Source organism: Acinetobacter sp. GFQ9D191M (genome assembly GCF_011174875.1).
In the GTDB taxonomy this organism is placed as follows: Bacteria; Pseudomonadota; Gammaproteobacteria; order Pseudomonadales; family Moraxellaceae; genus Acinetobacter.
On record NZ_JAALGV010000026.1, the window covers coordinates 1 to 14,024 of the forward strand.

At 35.7% G+C, this 14,024-nt stretch carries 11 protein-coding genes and 1 pseudogene; 7 read left to right on the forward strand and 5 right to left on the reverse strand.

Annotation, left to right across the window (positions count from 1 at the left end):
- From G5T77_RS05260 to G5T77_RS05290, 7 genes are all read left to right on the forward strand, one after another.
- The coding region (locus tag G5T77_RS05260; protein WP_166236194.1) for an IS66 family transposase at nucleotides 1–664 on the forward strand (664 nt) is incomplete at its 5' end.
- A gap of 677 nt (nucleotides 665–1,341) precedes the next feature.
- Nucleotides 1,342–1,881, forward strand: coding sequence for a hypothetical protein (locus G5T77_RS05265; RefSeq protein WP_159123841.1), 540 nt, complete (start codon nucleotides 1,342–1,344; stop codon nucleotides 1,879–1,881).
- A 76-nt stretch (nucleotides 1,882–1,957) separates the two neighbouring features.
- Nucleotides 1,958–2,527 (forward strand): fimbria/pilus periplasmic chaperone, encoded by a 570-nt coding sequence (locus G5T77_RS05270; protein ID WP_166236196.1) that lies wholly within the window; start codon nucleotides 1,958–1,960, stop codon nucleotides 2,525–2,527.
- 7 nt (nucleotides 2,528–2,534) lie between these two features.
- Nucleotides 2,535–3,467 carry an IS5-like element IS17 family transposase gene (locus G5T77_RS05275; RefSeq protein ID WP_099475569.1) on the forward strand — a complete coding sequence of 311 codons (933 nt, stop codon included), beginning with the start codon at nucleotides 2,535–2,537 and terminating at the stop codon, nucleotides 3,465–3,467.
- Nucleotides 3,468–3,506: 39 nt separating this feature from the next.
- Complete coding sequence (locus G5T77_RS05280; RefSeq protein ID WP_240904188.1) at nucleotides 3,507–3,710, forward strand: hypothetical protein; 204 nt, start codon at nucleotides 3,507–3,509, stop codon at nucleotides 3,708–3,710.
- A 22-nt stretch (nucleotides 3,711–3,732) separates the two neighbouring features.
- A complete protein-coding gene (locus G5T77_RS05285; RefSeq protein WP_166135069.1) occupies nucleotides 3,733–6,069 on the forward strand; it encodes a fimbria/pilus outer membrane usher protein in 2,337 nt (778 codons plus the stop codon).
- A gap of 13 nt (nucleotides 6,070–6,082) precedes the next feature.
- Nucleotides 6,083–6,499: a hypothetical protein gene (locus G5T77_RS05290; RefSeq protein ID WP_166135071.1), complete on the forward strand. Its 417-nt coding sequence runs from the start codon at nucleotides 6,083–6,085 to the stop codon at nucleotides 6,497–6,499.
- A gap of 249 nt (nucleotides 6,500–6,748) precedes the next feature.
- Here G5T77_RS05290 and G5T77_RS05295 read toward each other — a convergent pair.
- The 5 genes and pseudogenes from G5T77_RS05295 to G5T77_RS05315 form a co-directional block, all read right to left on the reverse strand.
- Nucleotides 6,749–7,319 (reverse strand): annotated as a pseudogene (locus G5T77_RS05295) (IS66 family transposase); the annotation flags it as partial.
- Nucleotides 7,320–7,501: 182 nt separating this feature from the next.
- Nucleotides 7,502–8,872, reverse strand: coding sequence for a phosphomannomutase CpsG (locus G5T77_RS05300; protein WP_166135073.1), 1,371 nt, complete (start codon nucleotides 8,870–8,872; stop codon nucleotides 7,502–7,504).
- Between the two features lie 317 nt (nucleotides 8,873–9,189).
- Entirely contained in the window at nucleotides 9,190–10,797 is a 1,608-nt protein-coding gene (locus G5T77_RS05305; protein ID WP_166135075.1) for a Tn7-like element transposition protein TnsE, read from the reverse strand.
- A 2-nt stretch (nucleotides 10,798–10,799) separates the two neighbouring features.
- Nucleotides 10,800–12,338, reverse strand: coding sequence for a TnsD family Tn7-like transposition protein (locus G5T77_RS05310; RefSeq protein ID WP_166135078.1), 1,539 nt, complete (start codon nucleotides 12,336–12,338; stop codon nucleotides 10,800–10,802).
- 2 nt (nucleotides 12,339–12,340) lie between these two features.
- Nucleotides 12,341–14,023, reverse strand: a complete 1,683-nt coding sequence (locus G5T77_RS05315; RefSeq protein ID WP_166135080.1) for an AAA family ATPase — start codon at nucleotides 14,021–14,023, stop codon at nucleotides 12,341–12,343.
- Nucleotide 14,024 lies beyond the last annotated feature (1 nt).

Here is a 14,024-nt window from a genome sequence, read left to right on the forward strand (position 1 = left end):
GCATGCTGCAGAGTTCTTGAATGGCTGGCAGGGCCATCTGGTCTGTGATGATTACAGTGGTTATAAAGCACGCTTTAAATCAGGCGATGTCATTGAGGTGGGCTGCATGGCACATGCACGTCGTAAATTTCATGAACTGCATGTGACCGGGAAAAGTCAGATCGCTGAACAGGCATTAGTGCTGATTCAGAAACTGTATGCCATAGAAGCAGAACTCAGGAAAAAGACCGATGGTACAGCAGAACATCGCCGCGAATATCGGCAAAAGCATAGTCAACCGGTGATGCAACAACTGTATGAATGGCTCAACCAACATTATCTGACGGTGCCATCGAGTTCTCCAACTGCCAAGGCGATCAATTACAGCCTAAAACGTTGGCAGGCACTCTGCCGCTATCTGGATGATGGTAATTTGCCTATAGATAATAACTGGATTGAAAATCAGATGCGTCCCTGGGCGTTGGGACGTAAGAACTGGCTGTTTGCTGGCTCGCTGCGCAGCGGCCAACGAGCTGCCAATATCATGACTTTAATCCAGTCAGCAAAGCTGAATGGACTGGATCCGTATGCCTATTTAAGTGATGTGCTGAAAAGGCTGCCGACGCATAAAGCGACCCAAATAGAAGAATTACTGCCACATCGCTGGAAATCCAACTCAAATTAAAAAATAGGCATGGGGTTCAGCGGACGCTTACTGAATAAGAATGGGAGCAATATTGTGCTCCCATTTTATTGTAGGTGGGATTACCGGTGGATTAATTGGTTGTACGGTAGATTTTGGGTGTAGGCTTGTTTCATTAGAGAATTATATTGCTGAAGAAGCCTTCAGTGCTAGGATTTTGCAACACAGTCAAGTCAGATTGGTAGTAACTATAGTAATGAGATTTTTGGTAAATGCGATGATGTATGAAAAATAACAAAAAAAACACAACAGAATCACACTATTTTCACCTATCTGCGAGTAAATTGTAATTATTTGTAAAAATTATTAATGGTTTGAGATTGTAATTATCTAAAAAATATAAAAATCATATGGTTAAGTTATAACTGATTAGCTTCTATTTTCTAAGTTCTTTTTTAGCCTTAGAGGGAGTTTTGTAAGAATTATATGTAACAATTCTTATTTTTAAATAATTTAATATAAAATAATGGCATACAAAAAATAATAATTGGGGTAAATGGAAAAATATATTGTGAATAATAAAGTATGTGTATGTTTTTTAATCAATGATAATAAGATAACTACACGCTGCATAACCTTACTCATCATGAGAAAGAGTTTTTATGCCAGTGTTACTCAAAAAAATAAATATATTCTTTTTTTAAGGAATGGAGAAAATCATGAATAAAATGACTCAAGCAGTATTAGCAGCATTAGCACTAAGCTTTGGTTTTGGCTCAACAGTTGTTTATGCAGCAGATGCGGAAACTGCAGGACGCCCAGGTCATAATCCTAAACCACCAATTGACTGGAGTAAATGTAATACTTTAGGCTGTGAAAAAGAAATTCCAATTTCACTTAAAATTAACAAGAAATGTATTTTAACTGGTGGAAATGCAATACTATTATCTGCTGCCGGTGGAACTCAAAGTACAAATTATTCAATTACAACAAACACCCCTTATGTTCTGAATTTGCAAACTGCAAATGCTGGCGCCAGTAATAATACATTTGTTAGACATGAAACAGATGCATCTGAAACAATTTCTACAACAATTGTGACAACTAAACAAGGTGCAGGCGCTGTTCCGTTTGGTAATTCAAATCATAACGGTCAAGCAGTTGATAATTATACACTTGCAGTTACTAATGCTGCAGTTGATGCTACACAGTTAGCAGGTAATTATACCGATCGCTATCTAATCAAAGCTTACTACTAATTTATTTAATCAACCTAACCTAACATTTATGTTGGGTTAGGTTGCCTTATTATATTTTTAAGTGGAAAATTATAATATGAGAAAAATAGCTAAATTATTTATTATATCTTTTTTTTCTATGACTGGGGTAAAGGCTGATGTGGCAATTGATCCAGTACAAATGTATATACTTAATGATACAAAACAAAAAACAACAACACTTACTTTAGAATCTATAAATGAAGAAGAAAAAAAGATATTTGAAATAAAAGCATTTAAATGGGATCAAAATAATAAAGGTGAAGACGTGTTGGAGAAGGATAACACTCTTATTATTAATCCAAGAAATTTTATTTTGAAACCTAATGGAAAACAAGTTATACGTGTTGGGTTTAATCGTCCAATAGCATCTGTATTAGATGGTAGGGAAGAGGGTGCCTGGCGTATTATAATTGAGGAATTACCTCAGCCTGTAAAAGAATCATCTATTACTTTTTTGATGAATTTTAACCTGCCATTATTTATTGGAAAGCAAGATAACCTAAAATTAAATTTTAATATTGAAAATGATAAGCTTGTAGTTAAAAATAAAGCAAAATCTCATGTTCAAATTTCAAAGTGGCTTTGTTGCACAAACCTATCTGTAAAGGCTTTTTCAGCGATATAATTTTCAAATGAAGAAGCCTACACACAAAATCTACCGCACAACCAATTGGCCCGCATATAACCGAGCACTCATGAGTCGCGGAAATATTGCCATTTGGTTTGATCCTGCTACGCAATGGTATGCTCCATCAAAAGGCAAACAAGGGCGAAATCAAACCTACTCCGACGCAGCTATCCAATGCTGCTTAATGATTAAATCTCTATTCCGTTTGTCTTTACGTATGGTCACTGGCTTTGTGCAAAGTCTGATTAAACTTTGCGGATTAAATTGGACCGCACCAGATTACAGTACGCTTTGTAGAAGACAAAAGCATATTGATATTGCAATCAGCTACCAAAAAAGTAGCGATGGGCTGCATCTACTCGTAGACTCTACAGGCATGAAGTTTCTAGGTGAGGGCGAATGGAAACGCAAGAAACATGGAGCTGAATATCGTCGCCAATGGCGTAAACTACATATTGGTATAGATGCCAAAACCCTACAAATACGCGCTATTCAGCTCACAACCAATAATGTCAGTGATTCACAGGTGCTTGGTGATTTACTTAATCAGATTCCACAAGATGAGCAGATTGACTCTGTTTATACCGATGGAGCTTATGACACCAAGCAATGCCGTCAGGTCATTGCAGATCGGCAAGCGCATGCGGTGATTCCACCTAGAAAAAATGCGAAACCATGGAAAGATACAAAGAGTAGCTCGCTAGAGCGAAATGAATTACTTCGAACAGTTAAACATTTAGGCAGGACATTATGGAAAAAATGGTCAGGCTATCATCGCCGCAGTTTGGTGGAAACCAAGATGCATTGCATCAAATTATTAGGCGATAAATTAATGGCAAGAAGCTTTCCTAGTCAGGTGAATGAGATCCATGCACGTGTAGCAGTCCTTAACAGATTTACGGAATTAGGTCGCCCACTTACCCAAGTTACGCCTTAAATTTGGATCAATTAGGGGCGCTTTGCATTTCAAATCTTTGTGCAACAAAGCCTTTCAAAGTTACAAATTTTAGACTCGAATAAGAAAGAAGTTTTTACTAGCAATAATATGAAATATGCACTTGAAGATAAGAATATTTTCTATGAGTTGGGAGGAGTTAAAATAAATAATCCTCAGAATTATTTTGTTAAATTAATAACAGATAAGTCAAATGATGAAGTAGAGTTAAAGCTTATGGATTAAAATTATAATCAAGGATTATATTATGCAGTTAAACAGAAAAATAATTTTTTTAGTCAATATTTTATTCTTATGTAATGCTAATGCTAACCAGAATCCTGATGAAGAGTTTTTTGCTAATCTCTGGATAAATGAGCTTCATCATAATATAGATATTATTTTAATAAAAAGTGATAATAATTTTTATATAGAGTGTAGTGTGTTGTTGGAACGAGACATTGATATATCTAAATTATCAAAAATGGCTTCTCGGGATGAGTTTTGTCTTATTTCAGATCAGAATATTCAATCGAATTTTGATGTCTCTGAGCAAACAATTAATCTGACGATACCTACTCCTCTATTTAAGTCAAGTACACAGATTTCTCAGTTACAGACTATGCCAGAGAAAGCCAGCTTTGGAAGTTTTGTAAATTATGATTTTACCTATTTAAATTCAAAAATACACAGACAAACAAATTCTGTATATAACGGCATTACAGAGCTCGGTATTTTTAAAGATTATTGGATATTTAAGAACTCAATAGCTTATTATAATCATCCTTTGAATGAGTATTTTACTCGACTCAGTACTAGTGTTGACTTTGAATTTCCTAAAAGTATGACTCAGCTTACTTTAGGAGATACAACTACAGTATATAATCCATTAATTAATTCTTTACGTTTTGCCGGTTTAAACTGGGGAACTAATTTTACTGAGCGACCAAATTTTATTTATTGGAATACTCCAACCTTACAGGGAAGTGCACGTGTTCCTTCTACAGTTGATTTGTATATTAATGGGGTAAGTATATATAGTCAAAGAGTCAGTCCTGGTGATTTTAATCTTCAAACTGGTGCACAAATTCAACAGGCAGGGAATGCACAAATTGTCGTTGAAGATGTGCTAGGGAATAGAAGCGTACAAAGTTTTCCTATTCTGGTTACAAGTCAGTTATTAAGACCCAATCTCAGTGAATATAATATTTCATTAGGAAAGTTACGTTATAACTATAATATAGAAAGTGATGACTATCGTGATTTTTTCTCTAACTTTTATTATCGTTATGGGGTATCTAATCGGACAACACTTGGTTCTAATTTTTCTTATAGCGAAGACTTGCAAAATTTAGGCTTTCTATGGACTCAAGCGATTAGTCATTATTTGGTTTTGGATAGTGTTGTTCAAGTTTCACATGATGAACTTAATAAGTTTAATTATTCATATGGATTATCTGCTGCAAAGGATTTTGGAAGAGTTTCACTTGGTGCAAGTGCAAAATATACAGAAAGAGATTTTAAATATTTAGGTGATGATCTGGATAACTTTTATACTTATCCTAAGTATGAGTATTTAATTTATGGAGGAATGAGCAATATTCCTCTCCTACATAATATTTATTTGAATTATGCTGCCCAGAGTTTTCATCAGCAAGAAATACGCGTGGAAGATGAGATTCCTTTATTTTTTCAAAATGATCGTAAAACTTTAAATTTAGGGTTTAATCGTCGGTTAGGTAGGAAGGGGAGCCTAGGTTTAAGTTATTTTAGCTCATTCGGTGATGATCGGGATTCTGGAGTTGTCTTATCACTCAGTTATAGTTTTGATGATGATAAAGCAGTTTATTTTAGTCATTCAACAGAGGAAAGAACTAAATTACAATTTGTTAAAAGTAATCCTAATCAGGTTGGATTTGACTATGAAACAGGTGTAAATAGGCTGGATGATGAAACACTATATAATTTTAATGGGCGATTGAAAACAGATGTTGGGGATTTAGGTTTTTATCATATAGAAGGAGATAATGAGTCTGAATCACAACTAAATTATCGTGGAGCGGTTATTTTTCTGAATAATAAATTTAATTTTACCAAGTTGGTTGATAATGCATTTTCTGTTGTTAGTGTAGGAGATTATCAGGATGTCGATGTTCTAAGGTCTTTATCTGTAGTAGACAAGACGAATAAGAAAGGCTATACCTTTGTTCATGATATAATCCCTTATGTAAATTATGATATTGGTTTTGATCAGAATCAGTTACCTGTTGAAGATAAAATTCCTTATGCAACCAAGAGGCTTACCGCTTTAGATCAGCGGGGCTATATTATTAACTTTCCTATATATAATACAAAACAGGTCACGATTTTACCTGTGGATAGTAATAATAATAAATTTACAGCTGGTTCAGAATTATATATCAATAATGATGGTGGGGAGGTTTATCCTATCTCGTCTGATGGTACGGTCACATTATATGGGCTTATTCCAAATACTTACAATATTAAAATCACCAGCACTGAATCTAAAACTTGCTTTGCACAATTAATGGTTACAGAAAATCAAAAAGAAGAAAGCGGACTATCTACGCTTATCTGTAAATAAAGGATGAAAAATAATGAAACTTAAATTTATTATACTTATGTTCTCTCTATTATTGACCAATCTAAGTCATGCCCAACGTTGTCAGATTGAACGGTCGACAGCATCAGAACTTAAATTGAATTCTTCTTATCTGAGTCAAGCTGCGACTTCATTTATTGTAAGGTGTGATAGCAGTTATGCTATTCAATTTAATTCTAAAAACTTAACCAGCACTAATGGCAGCAGTTATTTGGTTAATGAGCGCAATCATAAAATAAGAACACAAATGTATATTTCTGGGGCGACCTCATCTCGTTGGAATATGCCGATATCTCAACCGGCAACTAACCTAAATAAATTTGTTGTATTGGTACAGCTGGCTGAGCAACCTTCTGCCTTGACTCCAGCTGGAGTTTATAAAGATAGTTTTTATGTGGATCTTATCTACTAAATACTTATATTTAGGACAGCCCTGGTAATCCCCCCTACAAATAATAGGATCTAAAATTAGAATTTTTTCTATACAAGTAGGAGCTTCTGCATGAAAACATCTAAATTTACTGACAGTCAGATCATCATGTCCATCTTGAAACAGGCATAGTCAGAGACACCTGTAACTGCGCTTTGTCGTGAACAATGGTATGAGTAATGCCACCTTTTATAAATAGCGTGCCAAATATGGCGGTATGGATACATCATTATTGCCATCATCGAGATATCGACTTAAAGCTAGCCAACGCTTCAGACTGTAATTGATTGCCTTGGCGGTTGGAGAACTCGATGGCACCGTCAAATAATGTTGGTTGAGCTATTCATACAATTGTTGCATCACCAGTTGACTATGTTGTTATCGGTATTCGCGGCGGTGTTCTGCTGTACCCTCGGTCTTTTTCCTGAGTTCAGCTTCTATGGCATACAGTTTCTGAATCAGCACTAATGCCTGTTCAGCGACCTGACTTTTCCCAGTTACATGCAGTTCATGGAATTTACGACGTGCATGGGCCATGCAGCCCACCTCAATGACCTGGCCTGATTTAAAGCGTGCTTTATAACCACTGTAATCATCACAGACTAGATAACCCTGCCAGCCTTTCAAGAACTCTGCAGCATGCTGGCCTGAACGACTATCCTGAAAGTCATAGATCACCGCCTGAACTGGATTGTACTGTGTAGTGGCATAGGCCCAGACATAACCTTTCTTCGGTTTTTTATCATTCTCACCCATCCGCATGAATCACCCACTTTTGCAGCATAAGCTGTTTTAAAGCATTATTCTGAATGAGGTTCAAAAAAGTGCTGGAAGTTACGGCTATGGTTATATTGCAGAAATCACTCACCGCCTTAATCACCGCCCAAGAAAAAGACTCGGCTTTAAAAGTTCGAGTCAGGTATTATGGCAACAACATGGTGTTGCACTTCAAATGCTAATCTAAGTTGTTAATGAATATTTTAATTAACTTTGAATTAGCTGAGTTAACTCATCAACATAGTCTTGCATCGGTCGCGGGTTACGATTACGACGGCTTTCAATATTCAAACGCAGTAAAGGTTCAGTATTCGATGCACGGACATTAAAACGCCATGCACCAAAATCCAGACTCACTCCATCCGTCTGGTCGATAGCAGGTTTTTGATCGGCATAATGATCAAAGAGTTTTTGAATCGTGGTTTGAGTATCTGCAACTTTAAAGTTGATCTCACCTGAACATGGGAATTTGGCAATCATTTCTTCGACTAGAGAGGATAATGATTTTCCTGTTTCAGATAGTACCGCTATTGCCAGTAACCATGGAATCATACCGCTATCACAATAGGCAAAGTCACGGAAATAGTGATGGGCACTCATTTCACCGCCATAAACCGCATTATGTTCACGCATTTTTTCTTTAATGAAAGAATGGCCTGATTTGGATTGAATTGCTTCACCTTTGAATTGTTCAACAATATCAAAGGTATTCCAGACTAAACGTGGATCATGCACGATTTTCTCGCCAGCCTGTTTCAGTAAGAAGGCTTGAGCTAAAAGACCGACAATATAATAGCCTTCAATAAACTGGCCTTTTTCATCGAATAAGAAACAGCGGTCAAAGTCACCATCCCAGGCAATACCCATGTCTGCTTGATGTTCTAATACTGCATTACGGGTGCTGTCACGGTTTTCAATTAAAATCGGGTTAGGGATTCCGTTGGGGAAATTGCCATCGGCTTCATTGTGAATTTTCACGAATTTCACTGGAATCTGCAGCTGTTGAAACTTCTGTTCAATTGCATCAACGACATGACCTGCAGCACCATTGCCGGCATTCATCACCAGTTTCATCGGGCTGATTTTTGCCGGATCAATATAAGTCATCAGGTGATCAATAAACTCAGGCAAAATATTGTATTTTTCAGTATGCCCTTTTTGTGCAACTTCAATAAACTGACCTGATTCAGCTAAAGCCTGAATCTCTTTAAGACCAGTAGCTGCACTGATTGGACGTGCATTTTCACGTACCAATTTCATGCCATTATAGTCCATAGGGTTATGACTGGCCGTCACTTCAATACCACCCTGCACATCGAGGTGGAAGGCACCAAAATAGACTTCTTCAGTCCCTGTCATGCCAAGATCAAGCACATTGACTCCAGCATCATTTAAACCACGAATGGTGGCTTGTTTTAAGCCGTCACTGCTGAGGCGTATATCACAGCCAATCACTACAGTTTTCGGTTGGTAGATCTGTCCATAGGCACGACCAATTTTATAGGCAATCTCTTCATTCAGCTCGGTGCTGAGTTTGCCGCGAATATCATAGGCTTTAAAGCAAGTCAGTTGTGTCATGTGATTTCTCAAAATTCGCAAAAAAGAGTCGAAGGTATAAAGTATTGAAATAGTATAGAGATAATGTGGCAAGATTAAAAAACAAAAAACCCCATAAAAAATTACAGAGGTTTTAGGATATAGATTCAAGCGAGCTAAAGTCTTTTATTCAAAGATAATTTAGAAACATTCCCACTGAGGCTAAACCATAACGTTTGTCTAAACGTGAAGCGGTAACGCCATTGTAGAGGAAGGTGATATCACCGACAAAATTATGCTGGAATATTTGACCTTCGACAAATCGGTAGGTACGGTTCAGTATCCTTATCTACACTGTCTCATTCTTTTCTAATTTTTTTAAGTAATTCCTTAATTATTTTATCGAATCGTTCAACCCATCGTTCGAACTCCTGACTTGATTCATTAAGTTCATTTAGATTTTTAGGATGATGTAAGGTTTTTGCCAAACCATAGTCTGCAAAATATTTTAAAGTCGGCCATCTTAGTGAACACTGCATAATTTTTTTCATCATTGCTTCAATTGATGTCTCATCAAACTCTTTTATATCATTTAAGCAGAGGACTAGGGTTGAAAGTTTTTTCACATTATCTGTGACATCTATTTCAAAGATTATGAAATTGTGATCGAATAGTTTATCCAACCTGTAAATCATTAGAGAGCGCTTGTTTCCATCCAAAGTTATGTGGAGTTTAGATCGCTGCAATCTAGGAAGTTTATAGAGTTTTGAGGTTGTCGCCTTAATATTATTTTGCTCAATAAACTTTTCTATCATGAATCTGAAGGCTTCAAAACGATCCATAAGCAAATCTAAATTATTACTCTCATCTTCTAAACCCTCAAATTCACCACGACCAATTGTTCCAACCCTAGTCGCTTCATCAGTCCCTACAGCATCATAGTCTTGGATTTCCTCTTCCAGCGAAGGCAAGGATGTGTTCTTGGCTCTTTTTTTATTATAAATTTTACGGGTGAGAACTGGATCGGAAAAGCTGAGTAATACAGGATAGCTAGGCAAAGTAAGGATTTTACGATCACTATTAGCCTCTTGACTATCATCAATTTCTGGAGATTCGGACTCTTGTCGGGTTGAGTAAGTACCTGATTTCCCTGTAGACGATGTATTTTTATTTTGAGTAAATCGCGAACTAGAAAAATCAATCTTCTTGGGTAAGTTCGATTCTAATCCTTTAATCTCTACAATTTCATTGATATAAATTTGATTCAATTTTTTAGAATAATAGGCTTTAACAGTTATTTCTACATTTGCTAAAGAAGGGGGATCAAAATTGAAATACCACCATTCTTTATTTGTACCTTGTATTTTTTCACTAAAAAAATGAGTAGCAATACTTTCATAGCTTCTTCTGATTTCAGGGTTGATTAAAATCCAAGCGAGTAAGTTGCGCATGCCAGGATGATTATATTGAGATGGGGGAAAATTACTCGAGGATAGTTCTGTAATCAGCACATGGTTTTCTGAAACTCTTTGAACGTCAAATTCCAGACTTAAAAAATTTTGTGAAAGTGCATTTCTCGCAAAATAAGCATTATGAAAAAATAATGCTCTAGCAAGTTCCAATTGTGGCAAATGTACAATTGTATTTTTAAATTTTTGATCAAGGTCAGTTAATTTCTGTGTGAGTTGAAATTGTTTTGTCGCAATATTATTGCTGACCTGCCATTTTGTGAGATCGCTAATTTTAAATTTTAGTGTTAAATGATTTTCATCTTTCAATTCAACTGAGGAATTTAAGCATCTCCGTTGTGCGACCAAGTGCATGCTTGAAAATCGAGTATGTTTAAAAAACCTTTGTTTTTCATATTCTAATCCGAGATTAATATTCCAATCTCTCTCTTGTTTATTCTTAAAAATTGCCCCAATATATGAAATTCTAGCGTTTAACGGAAAACCCCTAATAACCAAAATTAATTCTCCCAATGAATAAGTTTAATAACGTTCGTTAAAAAATTATTTGCTTCAGTTGTTATTCTTTCTTCACTTAAACCCGATTTTCGTAAGATGATCCAGCGTGACAGTTGTTCATTTGCTGAATATGATTGCAGTAATACTCGGGTTAGTCGCCTAATCTGAAAGCAGCTAATATCCTCATTATATTGATCTAAAAACTGTTTAGTTAATGGCAAATTATCTAAATTTTTTTCAATAGTAGCTGGATTCCTAAGTTGCTTGATCCACCAGTTTTTTGATTTTCTAGGTAAATCCAAGTTTTCTATAAGTTGTTGTTTAATATTTATTAATAGTTTAACGGTTTCAAGATCACGTGTACCCCAATCAATTTTATTTCCTGTAGGTATGTGAGGTTGCTGATAATGACTGTTTGTTTCAAGTAGCCATTCTTTATCATTGCGATAGAGCCATGCATATAGAGCACTATTTTGTTTTCTTGATGCATTGATGCTGTCTTGATTGATTGCCTCAAGCCATTTTTTTCGTTTTTCTAATATAATTGTATTTTGAGATTCTGTTATATCTGAGGATTGTAATTTTATAGATTGTGGTTTAATGACTGGTTGTAAAGAATTAACAGTTACTAAGATCTCATTAAATGACCAGTCTCTACCTGCATTCATAGCTTCAATTACAATTAAATGTTGAAGATAGCTAAAACATTTACGATGTTTTCGGAAAATACTACATAGCCAACTATTTTCAGAACTGAAATTGTCCAAATGATATTGCTTTAAAAACTGTTTAGACCAGCGAGTCGAAATTTTTTCATAAATGGAGTCATATAAAATATGAGAGTTTCCTCGGACACAATTATTTTGATGAGCAAGTTTCTTATAAAAAAGACCCCATTGCTCAAAACTTGCAGATTGTTTTGGACAAAGCTGTAAAAGCTCATCTACTTTTTTACAGATGAACAGATCATCTAATTTGGCTGCTGACTGAGTGACAATCGGGCAGTTTTTAACATCAGCTGCAATAAATTCATGTTTGTGTGGTGACCTAAACTCTATATTTGTTTGTATAAGTTCACCATGTTTTTGACAACAAGTAACACCTTGGACTTGCCAAAGTCTGGACCAATAGTATTCTTTATATTGTTTAAGCTGTTCATTTATACATCCTGGGCAATATTGCAAATAGGTGGGAGTTGCTATGTAAGATGCATTAATTCCTAGGGCTAAATGTACTGAACCATTTGATTTATTCAGCATCCATTGCATGCATTCTTGTCTTCGCTCTTCTGGAACAAATGGGGCATAAAGAGGAAAAAGAGTATGCTGATAAATTAGTTTTTCTGCATCAAATTGTGTTTCAGGTAACAGCTTTAAAATTTTTGATAAATTTGCGGGCAAATCTATTGTCGCTACAACTTCACGATCTTGGAAAATCTCATCTAAAAGTTGTTTTGGGCTATTAATTGCTAATCGTATTCCAGCTCTAGCAACTGAACTATAGATTAACTCATTAGCATAAGGAACCGGAAAATTTAGCATATTTATCCTGCCTCTTTTATTAAAGTTTCCATATTGATGACATAATCAGTCTGGTTTTTTAGATGTTCATAAAAGCTTTGTTTATTTTCTTTCTGACTGAACTGAAAACGTAAATCATCATTATCAAGAGAGTGCCATAATTTGGATTGAATTCTCTGTTTTCTTATCTTTTGTGTATCTTGTGGTTTATTTGCACTAGAAGGTGAAGAGAACTCCTCATTTTGCTCATGCAGCCAGCTTAGGATAATCGGCATTACTGATTTCATGTCAAATTTAGGATTCTCTCGGAATACTTTTTTAACTAGAGGTGCTAATAAATTTGATTCGTATCCCAGCTCAATCAGTAGGCGATGTAAATGAATAGATTCTTGATGTCCATCATAGATATCAATATCTTCCATGAACTCTTTTTTTTGCTCTAGTTTTGCTTGTAAGAGGAGTAGCTTTTTATCAACTTCGGGAATAATCAGATCGGAAAATTGTGAAATTTGTTCGGCATCACCTGAGCGTAGCGCTTTAATCATTGGGTGAATTGGGATTAAATCTTGTTCATATGTCTGTTTCAGTAATTTTACCGTGATACGCTCCAGCCCTGATTCAATTGCTCTCATTTGGGCTAATACAAATAATTTAACCACAATATCTGGAATGCCTTGGCTGAGATCATACCAGCAGTTCCTGATTTCTTCACTTATCATAAGATCTGCTTTTTTGAGCCACTGATACTTCCAAAGTGCTTCAGTAAATCCGACCCATTCTGATTTAATTATTTTTTTTGTCTGTGGGTGAATAAAGTTTTCTTCATTTTTAATCTGTTCCCACAGAATTGAGCCTAATCCCACCCCTCGTCTAGCAGATCTCAAATCATCTTCAAAAATAAATCGAGCTTTTGGTGTGCCAACCATCACGACTGGCAAGCCAACCACATTAACCAAAGTGACAAAGAAATTCAGCATTTTATCTGCACCTCCAGACTTGTTCACACTTAGATGCTGAATTTCATCAATAATAAGCAATCCAATTGCATGTAAATTGGCAATCTGGCGCATTAAGTTGAGTAATGTTTCAATACCATGTCTTTTTAATGCATATTTTCTTTCATAATCAGACCCTAGTGCTTGATCGATTGCTCTGAAAAAATGTAGGCACAAACTTTTTAAAGAGCCATCATGTGGGCAATCAATTTTTAAATAAACAATTTGCGTAAAATTATATTTTTCATGAAAAATGACCTGAGGATAAGTAGCGAGAATTCGATTTAATGTAGTAGTTTTGCCACTTCCTGAACAGCCAATAAAACACATACTTCGTGCAGTGGACTTAGCTGCTTCAAAGCGAATGGCATTTACATCACCAGTCATCATTCGCTCATAACCATTCTGTAGATGTGAATTAAGAGAGCCATTTGCAAGATTACGCCCTACGTAACCTTCACGAAGTATAATGGAGAGTTTTTGTTCCAATTGAATATGCCGTGCAATCGGTTGAAAAAAATTATTCATCAATTGAGCAATTAGGTGACCTCTAACTACACCTGATTCATGTTTTTCTGATGGGTTAATGGTAATTGTACTTTTTAGTGCATTTTTCACCTCTGAAAATTCACGTACAGGTGGTAATGCTTCTATAAGAGGATTTCCTTGATACTGCCCAAAACTTGGATGATAAACTGCATTAACTTTCATT

What these genes read in the sequence shown, in the direction of transcription:
- G5T77_RS05265 (WP_159123841.1), top strand. Translation starts at nt 1,342, where the DNA reads ATGAATAAAATGACTCAAGCAGTATTAGCAGCATTAGCACTAAGCTTT.
- G5T77_RS05270 (WP_166236196.1), top strand. Translation starts at nt 1,958, where the DNA reads ATGAGAAAAATAGCTAAATTATTTATTATATCTTTTTTTTCTATGACT.
- G5T77_RS05275 (WP_099475569.1), top strand. Translation starts at nt 2,535, where the DNA reads ATGAAGAAGCCTACACACAAAATCTACCGCACAACCAATTGGCCCGCA.
- G5T77_RS05285 (WP_166135069.1), top strand. Translation starts at nt 3,733, where the DNA reads ATGCAGTTAAACAGAAAAATAATTTTTTTAGTCAATATTTTATTCTTA.
- G5T77_RS05290 (WP_166135071.1), top strand. Translation starts at nt 6,083, where the DNA reads ATGAAACTTAAATTTATTATACTTATGTTCTCTCTATTATTGACCAAT.
- G5T77_RS05300 (WP_166135073.1), bottom strand. Translation starts at nt 8,872, where the DNA reads ATGACACAACTGACTTGCTTTAAAGCCTATGATATTCGCGGCAAACTC.
- G5T77_RS05310 (WP_166135078.1), bottom strand. Translation starts at nt 12,338, where the DNA reads ATGCTAAATTTTCCGGTTCCTTATGCTAATGAGTTAATCTATAGTTCA.
- G5T77_RS05315 (WP_166135080.1), bottom strand. Translation starts at nt 14,023, where the DNA reads ATGAAAGTTAATGCAGTTTATCATCCAAGTTTTGGGCAGTATCAAGGA.